The sequence below is a fragment of the Duganella sp. LjRoot269 genome (assembly GCF_964254095.1).
GTDB classification, from domain to species: Bacteria; Pseudomonadota; Gammaproteobacteria; order Burkholderiales; family Burkholderiaceae_D; genus Rugamonas; species Rugamonas hordei.
In genome coordinates, this window is sequence record NZ_CAXUSL020000001.1 from 2,399,492 (window position 1) to 2,420,632 (window position 21,141).

General features: G+C 65.6%; 18 protein-coding genes and 1 other RNA gene. 6 read left to right on the forward strand and 13 right to left on the reverse strand.

The annotated features are described in order from the left end of the window. Window positions 1-12 precede the first annotated feature (12 nt). Window positions 13-111, forward strand: an RNA gene (gene ffs, locus ACSQ3S_RS10680) — signal recognition particle sRNA small type. Window positions 112-163: 52 nt separating this feature from the next. Here ffs and ACSQ3S_RS10685 read toward each other — a convergent pair. Continuing rightward, the gene (locus tag ACSQ3S_RS10685) at window positions 164-817 is read right to left on the reverse strand and encodes a DUF2987 domain-containing protein (RefSeq protein WP_436142348.1); all 654 of its coding nucleotides are present in this window, start codon (window positions 815-817) and stop codon (window positions 164-166) included. 116 nt (window positions 818-933) lie between these two features. On the opposite strand from ACSQ3S_RS10685, the gene dnaX reads away from it, so the two are divergent. The 4 genes from dnaX to ACSQ3S_RS10705 all read left to right on the forward strand — a co-directional run bounded on the left by dnaX (window position 934) and on the right by ACSQ3S_RS10705 (window position 5,835). After that, on the forward strand, window positions 934-3,567 hold the full coding sequence (gene dnaX / locus ACSQ3S_RS10690) for a DNA polymerase III subunit gamma/tau (protein ID WP_436142349.1): 2,634 nt from the start codon (window positions 934-936) through the stop codon (window positions 3,565-3,567). A 49-nt stretch (window positions 3,568-3,616) separates the two neighbouring features. Then, the gene (locus tag ACSQ3S_RS10695) at window positions 3,617-3,943 is read left to right on the forward strand and encodes a YbaB/EbfC family nucleoid-associated protein (RefSeq protein ID WP_176653583.1); all 327 of its coding nucleotides are present in this window, start codon (window positions 3,617-3,619) and stop codon (window positions 3,941-3,943) included. 21 nt (window positions 3,944-3,964) lie between these two features. Beyond that, window positions 3,965-4,555 (forward strand): recombination mediator RecR, encoded by a 591-nt coding sequence (recR, locus tag ACSQ3S_RS10700; RefSeq protein WP_413448970.1) that lies wholly within the window; start codon window positions 3,965-3,967, stop codon window positions 4,553-4,555. A gap of 62 nt (window positions 4,556-4,617) precedes the next feature. After that, the gene (locus ACSQ3S_RS10705; protein ID WP_413448979.1) at window positions 4,618-5,835 is read left to right on the forward strand and encodes a CaiB/BaiF CoA transferase family protein; all 1,218 of its coding nucleotides are present in this window, start codon (window positions 4,618-4,620) and stop codon (window positions 5,833-5,835) included. On the opposite strand, the gene ACSQ3S_RS10710 is transcribed toward ACSQ3S_RS10705, so the two are convergent. The 8 genes from ACSQ3S_RS10710 to ACSQ3S_RS10745 all read right to left on the reverse strand — a co-directional run bounded on the left by ACSQ3S_RS10710 (window position 5,832) and on the right by ACSQ3S_RS10745 (window position 15,203). Further along, window positions 5,832-6,488 (reverse strand): FkbM family methyltransferase, encoded by a 657-nt coding sequence (locus ACSQ3S_RS10710; protein ID WP_436142350.1) that lies wholly within the window; start codon window positions 6,486-6,488, stop codon window positions 5,832-5,834. The genes ACSQ3S_RS10705 and ACSQ3S_RS10710 overlap by 4 nt on opposite strands. Before the next feature lie 14 nt (window positions 6,489-6,502). Further along, on the reverse strand, window positions 6,503-7,501 hold the full coding sequence (locus tag ACSQ3S_RS10715; RefSeq protein ID WP_436142351.1) for a hypothetical protein: 999 nt from the start codon (window positions 7,499-7,501) through the stop codon (window positions 6,503-6,505). Between the two features lie 9 nt (window positions 7,502-7,510). Continuing rightward, entirely contained in the window at window positions 7,511-8,590 is a 1,080-nt protein-coding gene (locus ACSQ3S_RS10720) for a radical SAM protein (protein ID WP_436142352.1), read from the reverse strand. Beyond that, window positions 8,577-9,539, reverse strand: a complete 963-nt coding sequence (locus tag ACSQ3S_RS10725) for a hypothetical protein (RefSeq protein WP_436142353.1) — start codon at window positions 9,537-9,539, stop codon at window positions 8,577-8,579. The genes ACSQ3S_RS10720 and ACSQ3S_RS10725 overlap by 14 nt, the downstream gene beginning before the upstream one ends. Window positions 9,540-9,663: 124 nt before the next feature. After that, the gene (locus ACSQ3S_RS10730; protein WP_436142354.1) at window positions 9,664-9,972 is read right to left on the reverse strand and encodes a hypothetical protein; all 309 of its coding nucleotides are present in this window, start codon (window positions 9,970-9,972) and stop codon (window positions 9,664-9,666) included. Between the two features lie 8 nt (window positions 9,973-9,980). Beyond that, complete coding sequence (locus tag ACSQ3S_RS10735; protein ID WP_436142355.1) at window positions 9,981-10,178, reverse strand: hypothetical protein; 198 nt, start codon at window positions 10,176-10,178, stop codon at window positions 9,981-9,983. After that, complete coding sequence (locus ACSQ3S_RS10740; protein ID WP_436142356.1) at window positions 10,175-12,334, reverse strand: putative bifunctional diguanylate cyclase/phosphodiesterase; 2,160 nt, start codon at window positions 12,332-12,334, stop codon at window positions 10,175-10,177. Before ACSQ3S_RS10740 ends, ACSQ3S_RS10735 begins: the two co-directional genes overlap by 4 nt. A gap of 1 nt (window position 12,335) precedes the next feature. Continuing rightward, window positions 12,336-15,203, reverse strand: coding sequence for a response regulator (locus tag ACSQ3S_RS10745; protein ID WP_436142357.1), 2,868 nt, complete (start codon window positions 15,201-15,203; stop codon window positions 12,336-12,338). 172 nt (window positions 15,204-15,375) lie between these two features. On the opposite strand from ACSQ3S_RS10745, the gene ACSQ3S_RS10750 reads away from it, so the two are divergent. Further along, entirely contained in the window at window positions 15,376-16,596 is a 1,221-nt protein-coding gene (locus tag ACSQ3S_RS10750; protein WP_436142358.1) for a glycosyltransferase, read from the forward strand. An 18-nt stretch (window positions 16,597-16,614) separates the two neighbouring features. On the opposite strand, the gene ACSQ3S_RS10755 is transcribed toward ACSQ3S_RS10750, so the two are convergent. The 4 genes from ACSQ3S_RS10755 to ACSQ3S_RS10770 all read right to left on the reverse strand — a co-directional run bounded on the left by ACSQ3S_RS10755 (window position 16,615) and on the right by ACSQ3S_RS10770 (window position 20,968). Next, on the reverse strand, window positions 16,615-17,715 hold the full coding sequence (locus ACSQ3S_RS10755) for a nitroreductase family protein (RefSeq protein WP_436142359.1): 1,101 nt from the start codon (window positions 17,713-17,715) through the stop codon (window positions 16,615-16,617). After that, on the reverse strand, window positions 17,712-18,581 hold the full coding sequence (locus ACSQ3S_RS10760) for a ThiF family adenylyltransferase (protein ID WP_353404682.1): 870 nt from the start codon (window positions 18,579-18,581) through the stop codon (window positions 17,712-17,714). Before ACSQ3S_RS10760 ends, ACSQ3S_RS10755 begins: the two co-directional genes overlap by 4 nt. A 114-nt stretch (window positions 18,582-18,695) precedes the next feature. Beyond that, window positions 18,696-18,896 (reverse strand): YbdD/YjiX family protein, encoded by a 201-nt coding sequence (locus ACSQ3S_RS10765; RefSeq protein WP_176653593.1) that lies wholly within the window; start codon window positions 18,894-18,896, stop codon window positions 18,696-18,698. Next, the gene (locus ACSQ3S_RS10770; RefSeq protein WP_176653594.1) at window positions 18,896-20,968 is read right to left on the reverse strand and encodes a carbon starvation CstA family protein; all 2,073 of its coding nucleotides are present in this window, start codon (window positions 20,966-20,968) and stop codon (window positions 18,896-18,898) included. Before ACSQ3S_RS10770 ends, ACSQ3S_RS10765 begins: the two co-directional genes overlap by 1 nt. Window positions 20,969-21,141: the final 173 nt, after the last annotated feature.

Sequence of the window (21,141 nt, forward strand, 5' to 3'; positions counted from 1 at the left end):
ATAATTACCCTCGGCGGGCCCCTGCGCATTGTGGCATGGCTAACCTGGTCAGGTCGGGAACGAAGCAGCCACGGCTATTAACCATAAGTGCCGCAGATCAGGCTCGCCTCCTTCGGGATATTAAAAAAGCTGCCATGGGCAGCTTTTTTATTTGCTTCCTTATTTACTCACTATCCAATTCCGCCTCGAACGGCCGCTCGGACGCCACCATCAGCGGATTTTCCTTCAGCCATGCCGATTCGGGCTTCAGCTTGATCTGGTTTTTGGCATCGGTGCTGTAGACCGTCGTGCCGACCTTCAGCTGCGCCGGCTTGTTGAACTTGAACACCACCACCTTGACGCTGGGCGCGAACATGCTCAGCGCACCCGCCATCTTCTTGATCGCCTGGTTCATCTGGCCGACGCTGCCCATCACCGGCGCATAGTTCCACTGCGTGCCTTCCGGCAGCGGCGTGGTGACGTCGTAGTTGACCTGCGACTTTTCTTCCTTCGGCAGGCTGGTCATGATCTTGGTATCGTCGGTCATCCATTTGGAATTCGGCACCAGCGTCATGCGGAAGTCGGGCGACAGCGCCGGCAGCGGCTGGCGTTCGGCGCCGTGGACCACGGTCAGCACCACGTCGGCCGGCTTGTAGTTCTTGTTTTTCGGCTTGACGGTGATATACAGGTTGATCTTGTCGCGCTCGGCGGCCGGCAGGGCGTAGAACTTGTCGATGCGCAGGTCTTCGACCAGCTTCTTATATGGCAGCCATTCGCGCTCGTCGGCGTGGGCTGTGAGGGAGAACAACAATGGCAGGAGGAGGGCTGATTTTTTCATTTTTGTCATGTTAAAAGAAAAACAAATTGTAAGGCCTGATCGCCGACTTACCTAATCCGGTCGCGGCTTGTTACAATTGCCGCTTTGGCACCCGCTATCTACGGTAAAATTCCAGCATGTCCTATCAAGTCCTCGCCCGTAAATACCGCCCCAAGAATTTCGAAACGCTCGTCGGCCAGGAGCACGTCGTGCGCGCGCTGACGCACGCCTTGCACAGCGGCCGCCTGCACCATGCCTATCTGTTCACCGGAACGCGCGGGGTCGGCAAGACCACCTTGTCGCGCATCCTGGCCAAGTCGCTCAATTGCGTCGGCCCGGACGGCACCGGCGGCATCACGCCGACGCCATGCGGCGTGTGCGAAGCGTGTACGGCGATCGACGCGGGGCGCTTTGTCGATTACATCGAGATGGATGCGGCGTCCAACCGCGGCGTCGACGAGATGGCACAGCTGCTGGAGCAGGCGGTGTACGCGCCGAGCAATGCGCGCTTCAAGGTCTATATGATCGATGAGGTGCACATGCTGACCAACCACGCCTTCAACTCGATGCTGAAGACGCTGGAGGAACCGCCGGAGCACGTCAAGTTCATCCTGGCCACCACCGATCCGCAAAAGATTCCGGTGACGGTGCTGTCGCGCTGCCTGCAGTTCAATCTGAAGCAGATGCCGCCGGGGCACATCATCGGCCATCTGGAAAACATCCTGGGTCAGGAAGGCATCAACTTCGAACAGCCGGCCTTGCGCCTGCTGGCCGCTGGTGCGCACGGTTCGATGCGCGACGCGCTGTCGCTGACCGACCAGGCGATCGCCTACGCCGCCGGTGCCGTGACGCTCGATGCGGTGCAGGGCATGCTGGGCGCGCTGGACCAGTCTTACCTGATTCGCTTGCTCGATGCGCTGGCCGCGCAGGATGGCGCGGATCTGCTGGCCGTGGCCGATGAGATGGCCACACGCAGCCTGTCGTATAACGGCGCCTTGCAGGATTTGGGTACCTTGCTGCATCGGATCGCCCTGGCGCAAACGGTGCCGGCCGCGCTGCCGGACGATTTGCCGGAGCACGCGGATATCGTCCGTCTGGCCGGTGCGTTCGACGCCGAAGAGGTGCAGCTGTATTACCAGATCGCCGTGCATGGCCGCAATGAATTGGGTCTGGCGCCGGATGAATATGCCGGATTCTCGATGACCTTGCTGCGCATGCTGGCCTTTCGGCCCGGCGTAGGCGGGGCCGAAGGACAACCCGTCGCGGCGCCGGCGATGTCGCGCCAGGCGGCGATGGCATCGGCACGCGCCGCTGCCGGTGCGCCGCCTGCGCGCGCGGCCGCGCATGTGCAAGCGAGCCACGCGAGCGTGACGCCGCCGGCGGTGGTTGCCGGCGCTGTTGCCGCGATGGCGCGGGCCGATGCTGCGGCATACACCGCACCTGCAAACCCGTCTGCCAGTGTCGCGCCGGCTGCGGTGACTGCGCCGCAAGCGCCGGCACCGGTTGCCGTGCAAGCCGCACCGCAGGCGAACGCCGCGGCTCCAGTTGCTCCGCAGGCCGCAGCAGCTCCAGCGGCGCCGCTGGCCGCAGCAGTTCAAGCCGCGCCGCAGCCTGCCGCTGCGCCCGCCCCACCGTCGCCAGCGGCAGCACCAGCGGCACAGTCGCCCGCAGCGCCGCCGCCAGCCGCTGCACCAGCCGCGCCGATCAGCACCGCACGCGCCGCGATCAATGCGGCGCTGGAAGCTGCGCGCGCTGCGTCCAAGCCCGGCGCGCGTTCGGCATCGCAGGCAAGCGCCGCGCCGGCCGCTTCGGCGCCACCGGCCTCCGCCGCACCAGCTCCGTCGGCTGCACCATACACCGCACCCGCGATGGCCGCACCTCCGGCACCTGCACCACAAACACCTGCCGCGTCGTACACGCCGCCGAGCGCATCGGCTATCGCACCGTCGCGGCCCGCGCCGTGGGACGATATGCCGCCAGCCGCCACCATGGGCGGCGACGCGCAAGCGGCTGTCCTGGAAGCGCCTGTTCGCCAAGCCGTGGTACAGCCGGTGCAAGCCGCACCGGCCCCAGCGTCCCAGTATGTCGCCCCAGCCGCGCAGCCCGCTCAACAGCAGGCCGATGAGGAAGACGACCTGCCACCCTGGGTGACCGAATTTTCCGACGACAGCGCCGTAGCGCAATCGGCCCCGGCGCAGGCTTACGCGCCGCCCGCAGCGCAGTCGCAGCCGCAAGCCCACAATCAGGCGCCGGCGCCACTGTCCTATGCCGATGAGGCGCAAGCGGTCGTCATGCCCGCGCGCGCCGCACCGGCCCCCGCCAAGGCCCCGCACGCCTATGTCATCACCCCGGTCCCGGAACTGAACTGGGATGGCAACTGGCCGGCCGTGGCCGCCGCCTTGCCGTTGCGCGGCGTGGCCCAGCAATTGGCGATGCAGGCCGAGCTGATCGACTGCTCCATCGACGGCAACGCGGTGGTGTTCAAGGTGCGCGTGCCGATCGAAACCTGGCGCACGCCCGGCAACGTCGAAAAGCTCACCGTCGCGCTGACAGAACGCTTCGGCCGCCCCGTACGCGTGGACACCGAACTGGGCGCCGTCTGGTACACCGCCAGCGCCGAAGCGCAAGCGCATCGCGAAGCATGCCAGCGCGCCGCCGAAGACGTGGTGGCCAACGATCCCTTTGTGAACAGCATGATCCGCGAGTTCGATGCCTGGGTCGTTCCGGGATCGATCGTGCCGCCGGCTGCTTCGGCAGCGGCCGCCAACTGATCACACCCTTAATTTTCAAAAACTCGTTTCCAAACACGGAGTATCCATCATGATGAAGAACCAACTGGCTGGCTTGATGAAACAAGCGCAAGCAATGCAGGACAACATGAAGAAGGCGCAGGACGCGCTGGCCCTGATCGAAGTCGAAGGCCAATCCGGCGCCGGCCTGGTGAAGGTCGTCATGACCTGCAAGAACGACGTCAAGCGCGTCACGATCGATCCGTCGCTGCTGGCCGACGACAAGGACATGCTGGAAGACCTGGTCGCCGCCGCCTTCAACGACGCCGTGCGCAAAGCCGAAGCCACCTCCGCTGAAAAGCTGGGCGGCCTGACCGCCGGCATGAATCTGCCGGCCGGCTTCAAGATGCCTTTCTAAGGACGGCGTCAGCCTGACTCCATGTCCAAATCGCTGGAATTCCTGACGGAAGCGTTGCGCCGTCTGCCCGGCGTCGGCCCCAAGTCGGCGCAGCGGATGGCGTTTCACTTGCTGCAGCATGACCGCGAAGGCGCGGACATGCTGTCGCGCGCATTGCATCAGGCCGTGAGCGCCGTGCATCACTGCGCGCTGTGCAATACTTTCACCGAGGAAGACGTCTGCGACACCTGCAACGACGAGCAGCGCGACCGCCGCCTGCTGTGCGTGGTGGAGACGCCGGCCGACCAGTTGATGATCGAACAGACCCTGACCTACAAGGGCTTGTACTTTGTGTTGATGGGACGGCTGTCGCCGCTGGACGGCATCGGTCCCAAGGATATTCACCTGGAAAAACTGGTGGCGCGCGCCGCCGACGGCCTGGTCACCGAAGTGGTGCTGGCCACCAACTTCACCAACGAAGGCGAGGCGACCGCGCACTACATCAGCGAGCTGCTGAAGGCGCGCGGCCTGAACGTCAGCAGGCTGGCGCGCGGCGTGCCGGTGGGCGGCGAACTCGAATACGTGGACGCGGGCACCATCGCCCGCGCGATGCTGGATCGAAGGGCGACATGACTGAAAAGATCTCTGGGAAGGAGTTTTCCCCTGCAGGGGAGGACCGCAAGCAGGCGGGCGGCATGCCGCCTGAAACCCCTGCTGGCCCCCTTGCCGGCATCAAGGTACTGGAACTGGGCACGCTGATCGCGGGCCCTTTTTGTGCGCGCATGCTGGCCGAGTTCGGCGCCGAGGTGATCAAGATCGAGTCGCCCGACGGCGGCGATCCGATCCGCAAATGGCGGGTGCTGAAGGATGGCACGTCGCTGTGGTGGTCGGTGCAGTCGCGCAACAAGAAATCGCTGACGCTGAACCTGAAGCATGCCCGCGGCCGCGCCATCGCGCGCCAGCTGGCGCTGGAGGCGGACATCATCATCGAGAACTACCGTCCCGGCGTGCTGGAAAAATGGGACATCGGCTACGAGCAATTGAAGGCGGTCAATCCGGCCACCATCATGGTGCGTCTGTCGGGCTTTGGCCAGACCGGGCCGATGAAGGACTTGCCAGGCTTTGGCGCCATCGGCGAATCGATGGGCGGCTTGCGCTACGTCTCCGGCCATGCGGACCGGCCGCCGGTGCGGGTGGGCGTGTCGATCGGCGATTCGGTGGCGGCGCTGCACGGCGTGATCGGCGCGATGATGGCGCTGCGCCACCGCGACGCGACCGGGGGCAAGCTCAAGGGCGAAGGCCAGATGGTCGACGTCGCCTTGTACGAATCCGTGTTCAACCTGATGGAATCGCTGGTGCCGGAGTTCGACCACGCCGGCGTGGTGCGCGAGCGTACCGGCGGCGCCTTACCCGGCATCGTGCCGTCCAACACATACACGACCAGGGATGGCGAGAACATCGTTATCGCCGGCAATGGCGATGCGATCTTCAAACGGCTGATGCTGGCGATGGGCCGCATCGACATGGCCGGCGACAAGGAACTGGAACGCAACGACGGCCGCGTCAAGCGCACGCAGGAAATCGACGACGCCATCCAGGCCTGGTGCGACACGCACGACATCGACAGCGCGCTGGCGGTGCTGAAGGCGGCCGATGTCCCGGCCGGCAAGATCTATTCGGTGCGCGACATGATGGTCGATCCGCAGTTCATCGCGCGCGAGATGTTCGAGCAGCACCACTTCGCCGACGGCACGCCGGTCAAGCTGCCGGCGATTTCGCCCAAGCTGTCGGCCACGCCCGGCCACACCAAGTGGATCGGTCCGGCGCTGGGCCAGCACAACGACGAGGTGTTGCAGTCGCTGGGCTACAGCGCGCAGGACATCGCGGCCATGAAGCAGGACGGCGTGCTTTAACGACGCCATGCGGCGCTGCGCCAGGCCGCATAATTGCCCGGCAACGGTTCGCCTGGACCGAGATAGCCATCGTCGATGCCGAAGTCGTGGATGCGCCGGTAGCCGTGCGCTTCCAGCAGGTGCTGGATGGTCTCGCGCACCGGCTGCCGGTTGTGCTCGACCGTCAGCAGACGTAACCGATATTCGTCGAACGGAAAACTTTTCAGTATCGCCAGCTCCGAGCCTTCGGTGTCCAGGCTCCAGTAGTCGATGACGGCTGGCGATTTGTGTTCCTTCAATATCGAGGCTATCGTTCGCGCCGGTTTGCGCACGGCGTTCAATGGGCCGAACAGCGAGCGCGCATAACGTAGCATCGCCGGCGGATATTCCTGCAGTATGCCGCCCAGCATGTTGGCCTTTTCCACGAAGTCCACTTCACCCGCCTGATCGTAGAGACAGCTGTGCACGCAGATGCAACGGCGGTTCGCTTGAAGCAACCGGAAATATCGGTCGTTGGGTTCGATGCAGATGCCGCGCCAGCCGTACGCCGATTCGAGCAGCAGCGTGTTGCTGGAGCGGATGCCGTCGGCCGCGCCGGAGTCGAGGAAGTAGCCGCCGCGCATGCCGTTCAATACCGACAGCACGAAATGGTCTTGTCCCAGCTGCGAGCTCATCGCGGTCCTTTTTTCTAGCGGCGGGAACGGCGCAACGCGGCGGATCGCCAGGCTGCGTATGGCTCGGTGGCATCGGCGGTTCGCTCGGGCGCCGGCGGAGGGCGGCGAAAGGCATCGTTGCGGCGATGGCCGTACAGCATCGTCACGTTGATGCGGCGGCTTTCGTAGTCGTCGCGAAAGCGGCAGGCGGCGGTGCCGTGGAACAGGTCGGAGTTGAAGATGATCGCACGGTTCTGCCGGTATGGAATATAGCGGACACTCGCCTGGACCGAACCGAGATAGCGGCGTATCAGGTCCGGCCGCCGGTTGTAGCTGGTGAAGTCCCAATCCGGCGGCGCCTCCACATCGTAGATGACCATGCCGCCGCTTTCGGGATCGAGGTTGGCGTCGTCCGGCGTCAGCCAGAAGTTGACGTTGATGGCGGCGAAGTCGGCATGGATATCGTCGCCGGGCAGCAGCGGCGGATATTTGTAGGCCCACATTTGCGTCAGGCGGTGGCGCTCGCCGATCAGCTGCGGCAGTGTGCGGCGCAACGCGTGCGCGATCTGGCGCAGCAGCGGGCAGTTGAAGCCGTTGTGATACAGCGCGCCCAGGCGGCCGTGCGAATACCGCAGCGACGACCATATCGTCGACTCAAGACAGAAGCGGCGCAATCCCTCCAGCGCCTCCGCCGACAGGAAGTCGTCAATGACGACGATGCCCGGCGCCTGGGTCTGATACGCCTGTTCCACCTCCGCGCCTTGCCATGTGCCGGAGAACGGTTGCTCGACGCGCGGCGTGGGGCGCAGGTAGACCGTGCGGTTGTAGACGGCGCCGATCTGTATCTGCTCGGCCAATGTCAGCTGTTCGCGCCGGCTGATCTTGCTGGCGGCCAGTTGGTCGGCAATCTGACGGTAGCGCTTTACGATGGGCGTGAATTCGGTTCCCAAGGCCCCCAGGCGCTGCAGATAGGAAAACTGGGCGACGTCGTGGCGCAGCTTGGCAACGGATAGCGGTGAGGGCGCCTGCGTCATTTTGCGGTCCTAGGCGTTGGCTGTAGCGGACAGTTTGCCCAGCGTGTCCGGGATGTGCACGTTGTCGAGCCAGGCCGCCTGCAGCACGTCGGCGATCATTTCCTGCCAGTGCTCGGCGATGACCTTGCGCACGGCGTCGTCGTGGTACAGGCGCTGGCACATCTGGCATTGGTGCGCGTACATGCCTTCCCAGCTGATCGTAGGGTCGTGCGTGGCCGCCCAGGCGACAATCTTGGCCGGGCCCTGATGGTGTATCCACAGTTTCAGGAAGTCTTCCTCGGCGTCGAGGATGGCCCGGCGCAGGAATTGCGGTTGCGCGGTATCGGCAACGTTGAGCTCGGGGATGACGCGCAGGCCCAGGCCGCAGCAGGCGCCGATGCGGCCGTCCGCCTGCAGCGTGTAGGTCTTCAGCACGCTGGAACAGCCGCCGCGTATCGCCGCCGCCTGCACGTCGCAGGCCACGCCTTCGGGATATTGATAAATCGTTTCGTGGCGTAGCGGCATCCATGGGCTGCTCAATATCGTCAACGCTTCGAACTGATCGGGCGGCAGCGTGGCGATGAGTGGATGCTCCAGTATCAAGTCCGGCGTGATGCCGCGGTCCTGCTTCAGTTCCATCATCACGTGCGTTCGGAACCGGCGTTCGCAGGCGGCCACGCAGGCCAGGATCACGCGCTCCAGCGGCACGAAGCGGACGTGCTCGTCGCCGGTGCTGTAGTTGATTTCGGACAGGCCGGCGTCGATCAGTTCGGCGAGCCTGGCGCGGGCGGTCTCCAGGCTGGTGGCCCAGTGCGCGTTGGTGACTAGCCGCACGGGAAAGCCATGATCGGCGGCGCGGCGGATACCCAGCAACAGCGTTTTCCATTCCAGCGTGGCTTCGCCGCCGGTGAAGACGATGTTGTGGAAATTCAGATGCCTGGCTTCGTCGATGGCGGCCAGGACCACGGCAGGCTCCAGCCGGGTGCGGTCGCGCGGGCTGGAGAGCGTGCCGCAGTCGGCGCATTCGGCCGGGCAGGTGAAGGTCGGCATGATGGACAGCGTGTGGCCGCGCCGGCGCAGCATCGCCGTTTCCGTGTCAGCGGGAGACATTGAATTGCTCGTCGACGATGTTGAGGATGCCGCGTGCCTGCAACGTTGCCGCGTACTGCACCAGCGCTTCGATGGTGACGCGGATGTATTCCTGGCCGCGGTAGGGATCGAAGCGGGAATCGTCGTCGGTGCCGGTGTCGGTGCCACCGTCCGTGCCGTCGTCGGTTCCATCGTCCGTACCATCGTCGGTGCCTGTATCCGTGCCGGTATTGGTGCCGGTGTCGGTGCCCGTATTGGTGCCGGTGTCCGTGCCGCTATCGGTGCCATCGTCGGTGCCGTCGTCGGTACCATCGTCCGTTCCGTCATCGGTGCCCAGATGGGTGCCGGTCTGGGTGCCGTTGCCGTCGGTGCGCACTTCCGTGCCGTGCTGCGTGCCGGGGCCGGTGCCGATGGTGGCCGAACTGTGCTCGAAGCTTTGCGTGCTGTTGGAGTCGTTGATCGTGCGGTGATCGGTCGGCACCAGGAAACCGCTGGCGAAGATCGGGCTGCTGGTGAACAGCATCGCCTGTTCGACGCCGATGGTGGCGAACGGCGAGGCGCTTTCGATTCCGCTGCGTATCAGCGCAAGCACCACATGGTCGCCGCCATGTTCGACGACGGCATGGCCGAAGGCGGTCATGAATTCATTGCGGCTGGGAGTACGGTGGCGGTTTTCGCCCGCGTAGTCGCTCAGCCAGCGCAGCAGGCGCCGATTGGACAGCAACGCATACACCAGCTGGTTGCTGACCGAGCTGCGCTGCTCCGGCAGTTGGCCGCCATCGACATATTCGGCCAGCACCTGCGCCGGATCGGTGACGAACTGTTCGCGCAGCAGGTAATCCTGTGCCATCGCCTTGAACAGCGCGTCCACCCTGCGCGCGACGCCTGCCGCCCGCAGCACCAGCGGCCGTCGATGGGCATGCCGCTCGGGCGCGAACACCAGGCGGAAGGAATGTTCTTTGTCGTCCATACGAACTCCTGTGATCGGTCAGCGGTCTATTCATCATAGACAGCTGAGCCGGCGGCGGAGGGACGGGCGTCAAAGCTGAGCAGGGAACTTTATCGCTAGCTCGGTGTCGCGTGTTGCGGAAAGATTAGTCGGGGATCGCGATCATAGGCTGTTTGCGGCTGGCCGCAAGTGCAGTCAACGCGCCGAGATCGCGGGCAAAGTCAGCAATTTTCCCAGACCGAGCGGCTTTTCTGATTATTGCCAGTTCCTCAGATAGCTGCGGCAGTTCGGACAGGGACAATTCGACTTCCTCGCAATAGTCCTCGAAGCGTAGTAACTTTGGCAGGTTGAGACGGGAGGCTAAATTCATCAATTCGTCGTGCTGAATCATTTCCAGCGAAACGATATCGACGGACGAGCCATCTTCCGTCAAGACTTCAAAATCGAGTGCCATTGTGTCTCCTATGGCAGGCCCGCATCGAGAGTACGCACAAGATTTCTTCTGGTTTTCTCGACTGGCGGATGCAGCGCCGCTTCATTGAGTAACTGGATTAAATCTTCGTCGTCATTGAATGTACTCTTTTTTGGGTGTTTTGTTGAGTACTTGCGGGAATGGTATTTCAGGATGTGTTCCCAGCCACGCTTGGTGATAGTGATCATGTTCCAATTGCGGGCTCGTCCAATGTGCACTGATTAGACAGCATGATGTTGATCGACTCCGGCGGCGACGGGTGGCCAAGGTAGTAGCCTTGCGCCATGTCGCAGCCGTATTCTTCCAGCAGCACGAGCTGGGCGTCGGTCTCCACGCCTTCGGCTACCACCGCCATCTTCAGGCCGTGAGCCATGGCGATGATGGCGCGCGTGATGGCGGCGTTTTCCGAATCCTGCGGCAGGCCGCTGATGAAGCTCTTGTCGATCTTCAGCGCGCGCACGTCGAAGCGCTTCAGATAGTTCATCGACGAATAGCCGGTGCCGAAATCGTCGATCGACAGGTACACGCCGATGGCGCGCAATTGCTCCAGCGTGACCATGGTGGCGCGGGCATCGTCCATCAGCGTGCCTTCGGTCAGCTCCAGCTCCAGCAACTCGGGCGGCAGGCCGGTGTCGTGCAGCGTGGAGATGACGATCTGCGTCAGGTTCTCGTCCTTGAACTGCTTGGCCGACAGGTTGACGGCGACGCGCACCGGCCGCTGGCCGATCGCCTGCCACGCCATCGCCTGCCGGCATGCGGTGCGCAGCACCCATTCGCCGATCGGCACGATCAGGCCGGTTTCCTCGGCCAGCGGGATGAACTCGGTCGGCGAGATGATGCCGCGCTCCGGATGGCGCCAGCGCACCAGCGCCTCGACGCCGACGATCTGCGAGCTCTGCACGTCGATCTGCGGCTGGTACAGCAGGTACAGCTCGTCGTTCTGCAGCGCCTTGCGCAAGCCCACTTCCAGCTTGACGTGGCTCATGATCTGCATCGTCAGCGAGGAGCTGTACAGCTTGGCGTTGTTCTTGCCGCAGTTCTTGGCGTGGTACATCGCCGTGTCCGCGTACTTGAGCAGCGAGTTGCAATCCTCGCCGTCCTCCGGATACAGCGAAATGCCGATGCTGGCGGTGACGAAGATTTCATGCGCCCCCAGCAGGAAGGGGCGGCGCATCGCCTCCTTGACGCGGTGGGCGACGTTGAGCGCGTTCTCGACCCGCTCCAGGTCCGGGATCAGGATGGTGAACTCGTCGCCGCCCAGCCGCGCCAGGTTGTTGCCGCCGAGCTCGGTGCGCGAGACCAGGTCGCTGGGGCGCGTGGTTTCGCGCAGGCGCTCGGAGACGGCTTTGAGCAGGTGGTCGCCGACGTCGTGGCCCAAGGTGTCGTTGATGCGCTTGAAGGCGTCCAGGTCCATGAACAGCACGGCGAACTTCTTGTTGGCCTTGCGCGACCGCACCAGCTCGGCTTCCAGCGTTTCCAGGAAGGCTTGCCGGTTGGGGATGCCGGTCAGGCTGTCGCAATAGGCCAGGCGGCGGATCTGCTCTTCGGTGCGCTTGCGCTCGCTGATGTCGCGCACCAGGCCCAGCACCTCGTCGGCGCCGGTGGCCACCAGCCGCGCCTCGAAGTGCCGCACCGGCGCGGGGGCGGCATGCTCGCCCTGGCGCACGCGCGGCGCGGCGCCGGGTATCGGCAGTTCGTAGTCGAGCGAATGGATGTGCTGCGTGTCGAGCACGGTCTGCACCTGCTCCAGCATGTGCCGGGCGATATCCTCCGGCAGCACCTGGCTCAGGTGACGGCCGACGCAGTGGTCGCTGGAAAACACGCCGCTGGCCTCGTGGCCTTGTTCGTAGTCCAGGTAGTAGCCGTCCTTGTTCATGCGGAAGAAGGTGTCGGGAATCGCCGCCAGCACCGCGCGGTGGTGGGCGTCGGCGATGCGCAGGCGGGTGATGGCGTCGCTGGCGCGCAGCACGTACAGCACGCGGTGGCCCAGGATGGGCCAGTTGATCGGCTTGGAGACGAAATCGGTGGCGCCGGCCTCGTAGGCCTGGGTCACCGATTCCAGTTCGTCGCCGCCGGTGACCATGATGATGGGCACGGTCGTCTGCGTTTCCAGCCGGCGGATTTCGCGGCACACGGCAAAGCCGTCCATGCCGGGCATTTCCACGTCCAGCAGCACCAGGTCCGGCGCCATCGCCTGATAGCAGGCCACGGCCTTGTCGCCGTTTTCGGCCTCGACCGCGTCGAGGCCGACCTGGGCCAGCATTTCCAGCATCAGCAGCCGCATCACGGGATCGTCGTCGACGACCAGCACCAGGCCGCGCTTGGGGGAGGTTGAGCTTGCCATGTCATATTTCCTTTTCCAGGATAGCTCCCAACGCCTGCCGCACGGCCTGGAAAGAACGGTCCATGTCCGCCAGCAGGGCAGCGGCGCCGGCGGTGGTGTCGTGACGCGCCAGCTGCTCCATCTCCTTGCAGCGCTGCGCCATCACGTCGGCGCCGACGTTGGCGCTGCTGGACTTGAGACTGTGCGCGGCCTTGCGGATCTGGCTGATGTTGCCGATGGCGATGGCTTGCTGCAGCGTTTGCAGGTGGGTGGGGGTGTCGTCGAGATAGGCTTGCAGCACCCGTTCCAGCAGCGCGTCGCCATGGACGGCGCTGAGGGCGCGGATGTTTTCCAGCGCCTGCCGGTTGATCTGGCCGCCGGGCAGGTCGCCGGTGGCGGCGGCTTCCTGCGGGGCCGGCATGCGCGGCAGGCTGATCCAGCGCGAAATGGTTTGTCCCAGCGCCTGCTGGGTGAACGGCTTGCTCAGGTAGTCGTCCATGCCGGCGGCCAGGCAGGATTCGCGGTCGCCCTGCAGCGCGTTGGCGGTGATGGCGATGATCGGCAGGCTGCGGGCGCGGCCGCGCTGCTTTTCATGGCGGCGGATCTCATTGGTCGCGGCAAAGCCGTCCATGACCGGCATCTGGCAATCCATCAGGATCAGGTCGTAATCGCCGTGCAGCACCGAGCGCAGCGCTTCCTCGCCGTTGCAGGCGCGGCTGACGTCCAGTCCCAGCCCTTCGAGCATGGCGCTGGCCACCTCGACGTTGACCGGATTGTCTTCGGCCAGCAGCACCTTGCGGCGCCGGCGCGCACGGGGCGCCGGCGTCGGGCTGGAACTGAGCGCGGCCAGCGGCGGCGCGGCCGGCGCGGTGTGCGCCCCGCTGCGGTCCGGCTGCGGCGCCGCGCGCGCCGGACCGGCGTCGGCCGGGCGGGCCGGCGGCAGCAGGCAATCGTAGAGGTCCGACTCGCGCGGCGGCTTGACCAGCTGGAAGGCGACGCCGGCCTGGCGCCGCTGCACGCTGTCGGCGGCGTTGCGATCCGTGCTCAACAGCAACAACCGTGGGCTGGGCAGATCGGGCTCGGCATCGACGGCGGCGCGGATCGCGGCCGCCAGCGCCAGGCCGCTGGTGCGCGGCAGCTCCATGTCCAGCAGCGCCACGTTGTAGGGCCGGCCGTCGGCCGCCGCCTGGCGCAGGGCAGGCAAGGCGGTGTGGGCGGTCGCGCTGGTGCCGGCGATATGCCAGCGGCGCAGCAATTGTTCCAGCTCGGTCCGGCTGGTGGGGTTCTCATCGACGATCAAAACGCGGCATTCCTGGATGGTGTGATGGAAGGACGGGTCATCGACTTCAACCCGGCGCTTGTCGAAATTTACGGCAAACCAAAATATCGATCCTTGCGTTGGCGCATGATCGACGCCGATCGTGCCGCCCATCAGCTCGACCAGTTGCTTGGAGATCGCCAGGCCGAGGCCGGTGCCGCCGTGCTTGCGGGTGGTCGAGCCGTCGGCCTGCGAGAACGAGTCGAAGATGCGCGCGCGGGCGTCGCTGGAGACGCCGATGCCGGTGTCGTGCACCTCGAAACGCAGGCCGACGGTTTGCGCATCCTCCTGCGTCACGGCGACCTTGACCGTGATCTTGCCGCTTTCGGTGAACTTGATGGCATTGCCCAGCAAATTGAAGATGACCTGGCGCAGCCGGCTGGGGTCGCCGCAGATGGCGATCGGGATGTCGTTGGACACCGCCAGCTCCAGCCGGATGCCCTTGACCTGCGCCTGCGGCGAGAAGACGTTGTCTATATCGTCGAGCAATTCGCGGAAATTGAAATGGATGTATTCGACGGTCAGCTTGCCGGCCTCGATCTTGGAGAAGTCCAGGATGTCGTTGATGATCACCAGCAAGTGCTCGCCCGAACGCTTGACCATGCTGGTGTAGTGGCGCTGCTGCTCGGTCAGGCGCGTGGCCAGCAGCAGCTCGGTCATGCCCAGCACGCCGTTCATCGGCGTGCGGATCTCATGGCTCATGGTGGCGAGGAAGGCGCTCTTGGCCTGGCTGGCGGCCTCGGCTGCGTTCTTGGCCTTTTCCAGCTGCTCGGTGCGCACGCCGACCTGGCGCTCCAGTTGCTCGCGGTAGTCGGCCAGCGCGACGTCGCGCGCCTCGACCTGGGCCAGCATGTCGTTGAAGCTGTCGGTCAGCGCGCCCAGCTCGTCGCTGCGCTGGTGGACGATGCGCGCCGTGGCCTGGCCACGGCTGACCTGCTGGGCCGCCGTGATCAGCTTGGCGACCGGTTCGGCGATGCTGCCCCGGAAGCGCGCCGCCGTCAGCAGCGCCATCATGAACGACAGGATGGCGGCGACGGCCGCCGCCGCCATATTCTTCAGGATGTCCAGCCACATCCGGGTTTGCGCGACCTCGATCATCACCGTGCCGATCAGCTCGTCTTCCTTGCCGTGCAGCGGGCGGTACAGGCGCAGCGTCGGCGCCCACCAGGTGCCGCCGCGCACGCTGCTCACGTCGGCGCCGGCAACCGGGGCAGGAGCAGGGGTAGGCAGGGGCGGCGCCGCCTCGGTGGCGGGGGACAGGCCGGCGGCCATGTAGCGGGCCAGCGGCCGGCCCTCGCTGTCGTACAGCGCCGCCTGCCGGATGTCGTCCGCCACGCCCAGCGTGGCCAGGGTTTGCCCGGCCTGCCTGCGGTCGGCGCTGCGCAGCGCCGCCACGCTGTTGTTGCCGATCACCCCGGCCAGCGAGGCCAGCTGCTTGCGCTCGTCGTCGGTGCGGCTCAGCACCGCGGTCGCGGCAAAGGCGATGAACACCAGCATCAACGCGCTGCCGGTCGACAGCACCGAGATGATGGTCAGTTTCTGGCTCAGACCGGAACGTTCGAAATTGAACATTGCTTAGGTGGTTGCAAACGGTGAACGCCGAATCGTCGACGCAGCAAACAGAACACTAAGTGCCAGTAGGAAAAATATATCCTCCGCCTGCCTGCGACGTTGATCTGTATCTAAGGCCCGCACTTTTGAGGATTCTCAAACAATAGCCTCCCACGCCCCCCAAGCTAGGGGCATGGAACGAAAAAAAATCCTGTTTTTGGCCGAAGCGGTCACGCTCGCCCATGTCGGACGACCGTTGGCGCTGGCGCAAACGCTGGACCGCCGGTATTACGATGTGCATTTCGCCTGCGCGGCCGGCTATGAAATGTTCTTCAAGGGCAGCAACCTGAGCAGCTGGACGGTGCACAGCATCTCCAGCGAGCGTTTCCTGGCGGCTCTGGCGGCCGGCCGGCCGGTGTACGACGCCGCCACCTTGCAGCAGTACGTGCAGGACGACTTGCGCGTGTTGCAGGCGGTGCGGCCGGATGTGGTGGTGGGCGACTTTCGGCTGTCGCTGTCGGTCAGCGCGCGCCGGGCCGGAGTGCCGTACGTGGCGCTGATCAATGCCTACTGGAGTCCGTACGTGCGCCAGCACTACCAGGTGCCGGCGATCGGGCTGGCGCGGGCGTTGCCGATCGCGCTGGCGGATCCGCTGTTCCGGCTGGTGCAGCCGCTGGCTTTCGCGCTGCACAGCATGCCGTTGAACCAGGTGCGGCGCAGCTACCGCCTGCCGTCGCTGGGTCACGACCTGCGCCGCATCTACACCGACGCAGACTACGTGCTGTATTCGGACATCCCGGAAATGTTTCCCGCGCACGACTTGCCCGACACTCACTCCTATCTGGGGCCGGTCACCTGGTCGCCGCCGACGCCCTTGCCGGCGTGGTGGGACGCGATGGCGGCCGAGCCGCCGGTCATCTACCTGACGCTGGGCAGTTCGGGCCAGGGCGCGTTGCTGCCGCAGATACTGCGCGCGCTGGCGCCGATGCCGGTGCAGGTGATTGCCGCCACCGCCGGCCAGGTCGATCCCGGCCCGCTGCCGGACAACGCGCGCGCGGCCGACTATTTGCCGGGCGAGGAGGCGGCGCGGCGCGCGCGGCTGGTGATCTGCAACGGCGGCAGCCCGACCAGCCAGCAGGCGCTGGCGGCCGGAGTGCCGGTGCTGGGCATCGCCGGCAACCTGGATCAGTACCTGAATATGCACGGCGTGGTGTCGGCGGGCGCCGGCGTCTTGCTGCGTTCGGACCGCTTGAACGAGGAGCAACTGCGCGCCAGGGTGATGGAACTGGTGGACGAGCCGGCCGCGCGCGCGGCGGCCGGCCGGATGGCGTCGCTGTTCGGCAGCTACGACATCGGCGAGCGGTTCAGGAAGGTACTGGCGCGTGCCGCCGGCGGAGGGGGGAGCAAGGAATAAAAAAAACGGAGCCGCGCCTCAGCGGCCCCGCTCCGGGCCGACGATCAGTTCGCGCAGCGGCCGCCGCAGCGAGCGCGCCTGTGCCGCCTCGCCGGCGCCGATGCGGCCCATGAACACCGCCTCCTCCCATACCTGCGCGCCGACCAGCGCGGCGGCCTGCCGGGCCAGGTCGGCCGCGCGCTGCTGCATACCGTGCGTGCTGGAGAAGACGCGGCCGTCGCGCACGTAGCGGGCGAAGATCAGCGGCGTCAGTTCCGGCTGCAGTTGCAGGCCCAGCGCGGTGGCGGTCAGCCAGAAGCGCTGCATGGCGCGCCCGGCCACCAGGTAGTCGTCCATGCGCTGCGGCCGGCGCGGCGCCGCCAGCACGAAATGGGCGGCGCAGGCCAGGCCGGGGATCAAATCCATCTGCAGGCGCGGCGCCACCGTGCCGGCCAGCCAGGTGTTGAAGAATTCCACGCGTTGCCAGCGCTGCATGATCCAGCGCATCAGCTTGGCGGTGACGGCATCGACGCCGAGCGCCTGGTCGGGGATGCGGTCCTCGCTGAAGCGGGCGTTCCATTCGATGACCGACTTGTGCACCTGCCAGGCCTCGGGCATCGTCAGGCGCAGCTTGGCGTTGCGGAACATCAGCCGCGCGGCCGCCAGGCGCTGGCGTCCCTCGAGCCAGTGCACGCGGTAGCCGGACGGCAGCGCGGCAGCCAGCGCGGCTTTTTCCTGCGCCGTCAGCGGACGCCGGCTCAGCGGGCGGCGCTGCACGCTGCGCGGCAGGATGAAGTCGGCCAGCGGATCGGGCTCGAGCGCAGGCGCCGGCACGAATTCGACGTCGATGGTGGGGCGGGCGTCGGGCGCGCGCTCGTTGCGCGTGGCGCGCATCTCCAGCTGGTGGCCGCTGGCCGCGATGGCCATGGTTTCCAGCAGCGCGCCGATCGACATCTGGCTGGGATGGCCGTCGAGGTCGTAGACGCAATGGTCGCGGGTGTCGTGGCCGTGCACCACCAGGCGGCGGGCGTCGAGGATTTCAAAGCGCCACGGCTGGGTGTTGTCGCCGCTGGGCGCCCAGCGCGCCAGTTCGAGGATTTGTTCCAGCGTGGCGTCCAGGTGCTGCTCCATCTTGCTCATGATTGCTCTCCGCGCCGGCGCCGCTTCACCAGCATCATGGCCAGCCGCTGCAGCGGATGGCGGTTGCCGCCGGGACGCCAGGTGCGCACCAGCTTGTTGCGATAGGCATCGAAATGATAACCGTGCGGCGCCGCCAGTATCGGCCCGCGGTTCAGCAGGATCTTCAGCGCCTCGGTGGCGGCGGCGCCGGCGCACAGCTCGCAGCCCATGATGGTCGACGGCCCGCGCCGCTCCTTCAGGTTGATGGCGGACGGATCGACCAGGTAGCCGCCGTGCAGGCCGGCCGGCGCCAGGCCGATCAGGAAGCGCAGCGCCTTTTCCTCGTCGGGCAGGTCGCCCCAGCCGAAGTATTCCTCGAACGTCATTTTACCCGGCATAAAGGTCAGCACCGCCGTGCCCATGCCCAGCGGCGCGGCGGTGACGGCCGGTATGCGCAGCCGCGCGCAGGCGGCAAAGGTGGCCTGGCGCGCGCCGAAGGCAAAGAAATCGAGGCCGTCGACGTACAAGTCCACGCCTTCGAGGAAGGCGGACATATTGTGGTCGTTGACGCCGCCGGGGAAGCGCGTGATGTGCAGCTGCGGATTGATGTCGCGCGCCATGTTGGCCAGCACTTCGACCTTGGGCTGGCCCAGCGTCGACATGGTGGCGCCGACCTGGCGGTTGAAGTTGGCGATGTCGAAGGTGTCGAAGTCGGCGATGTGGAAGGTGCCGACGCCCAGGCGTGCCAAAGTCAGCAGATGCACGCCGCCGACGCCACCCATGCCGGCGATGGCGATGCGCTTGCCCTGGAGAATAGATTGTTCAGCCTGCGTGACCCAGCCGATGTTGCGGGCAAATGCCTGCTGATAAGAAAACGTGCGTGACATGTGTCTCCCGGAAACTGCCGACTACGCGGCTCAACAGGTTTTGACACATGGGGACGCTGTAAAGTTCCCGCCGAACGAAAAAAAACGGGGACAGTTTGAACTGTCCCCAGGTTATTAGCAGCAACCGCCGCGCTTGCCTGCTCCGCCGTAGCGGGCTTCCTGGCGTTCGCGGAAGAATTCCTCGTACGTCATCATCGGCTCGCCCGGGTGCGTGGCTTCCCGGTGCGTGACGTAGGTGTCGTATTCCGGCAGGCCCATCATCAGACGCATGCTTTGTCCGAGATAGCGGCCAGCCTTGGCGATTTCGCCCAACATCACTGCACCGTCGGGATCAAGACCACCGGGCTTTCCTTGGCGGTCGGCTGCGACGCGGCGCGCGCCACCAGCACGGTGCGGATGCCGAACACCAGCACGCTCAGCACGACGATCACGAAGAAGCCGGCCAGCGACGCGTCCAGGTAGTCGTTGAAGATCACCTGCTGCATCTGCGCCACCGACTTGGCCGGCGCCAGCAGCTTGCCATCGTCGAACGCGGCGCGGTACTTGGCGGCGTGCGCCAGGAAACCGACCTTGGGATTGGCGTCGAAGATCTTCTGGAAGCCGGCCGTCAGCGTGCACAGCAGCAACCACGCGGTCGGCACCATCGTCACCCACGCGTACTTGGCGCGCTTCATCTTGAACAGCACGCAGGTGCCGAGGATCAGCGCGATCGCCGCCAGCATCTGGTTGGCGATGCCGAACAGCGGCCACAGGGTGTTGATGCCGCCCAGCGGATCGACCACGCCCTGGTACAGGAAGTAGCCCCAGGCCGCCACGCACAGGCCGGTCGCGGTCAGGTTGGCGAACACGTTGTCGGTCTGCTTCATCGAAGGCACGAACGCGCCCAGCAAGTCCTGCAGCATGAAGCGGCCGGCGCGGGTGCCGGCGTCCACTGCCGTCAGGATGAACAGCGCTTCGAACAAAATCGCGAAGTGGTACCAGAACGCCATCATGACCTTGCCGCCGATCACGCCCGACAGGATCTGCGCCATGCCCACGGCCAGGGTCGGGGCGCCGCCGGCGCGCGAGATGATCGACGCTTCGCCGACGTCCTTGGCGGTCTGGGTCAGCATTTCCGGCGTGATGTAGAAGCCCATCTGCGACACCGCGTGTGCGGCGGACTCTGCCGTGGTGCCCAGCAGCGCGGCCGGGCTGTTCATCGCGAAGTAGACGCCGGGCTCGATGGTCGAGGCCGCCACCAGCGCCATGATGGCGACAAACGATTCCATCAGCATCGCGCCGTAGCCGATGAAGCGGGCATGGCTTTCATTCTCGATCATCTTCGGCGTGGTGCCCGACGAGATCAGCGCGTGGAAGCCGGACACGGCGCCGCAGGCGATGGTAATGAACAGGAAGGGGAACAGCGAGCCGGCCCAGACCGGTCCGGTGCCGTCGATGAACTTGGTCATGGCCGGCATCTTCAGGTAGGGCGCGACCACGACGATGCCCAGCGCCAGGCCGACGATGGTGCCGATCTTGAGGAAGGTCGACAGGTAGTCGCGCGGCGCCAGCAGCAGCCACACCGGCAGCACCGAGGCGATGAAGCCGTAGCCGATCAGCATCCAGGTCAGCTCGGTGCCGGTGAAGGTGAACATCGGCGCCAGCGCGGCGTTTTCCTGTACCAGCTGGCCGCCGAAGATGGCCGCCATCAGCAGCACGAAGCCGATGATCGACACCTCGCCGATGCGGCCGACGCGGATGTAGCGCGTGTACACGCCCATGAACAGCGCGATGGGGATGGTCGCCATCACGGTGAAGCTGCCCCACGGCGAGCCGGTCAGCGCCTTGACCACGATCAGCGCCAGCACCGCCAGGATGATGACCATGATCATGAAGGTGCCCAGCAGCGCGATCATGCCGGGGATCTGGCCCAGTTCGGACTTGATCAGGTCGCCCAGCGAGCGGCCGTCGCGGCGCATCGAGATGAACAGCACGATGAAGTCCTGCACGGCGCCGGCAAACACCACGCCGGCCAGTATCCACAGCATGCCGGGCAGGTAGCCCATCTGCGCGGCCAGCACCGGGCCGACCAGCGGGCCGGCGCCGGCGATGGCGGCGAAGTGGTGGCCGAACAGCACATATTTGTTGGTCGGCACGTGGTCGAGGCCGTCGTTCAGCCGGGTGGCCGGGGTCATGCGCTTGCTGTCCAGGCCCAGCACCTTGTCGGCGATGAACAGGCTGTAGAAGCGGTAGGCGATCAGGTAGACGCAGACGGCGGCGATGACGATCCAGATGGCGCTGATCGCTTCGCCACGCTTGAGGGCGATGACGCCCAGCGCGGCCGCGCCGCATAGCGACAGGGCGGCCCAGCCCAGCTTGCCGGCCAGGGGATGTGTTGATGTTTTCATGCTTCCTCCAAGGTGGTCAGGCGCTGCTCCGATGGCATCTTGGCAGCTTATGATCAGTATTCAGCAAGCTGATAACCCGTACAAGCGCACCAATACGCACTATCGCTCGGTATCACTACGTAGGCTGGCGGCCGCGCCGGGGGCGTAGAATCGCGCCTACAGAATAATTACGA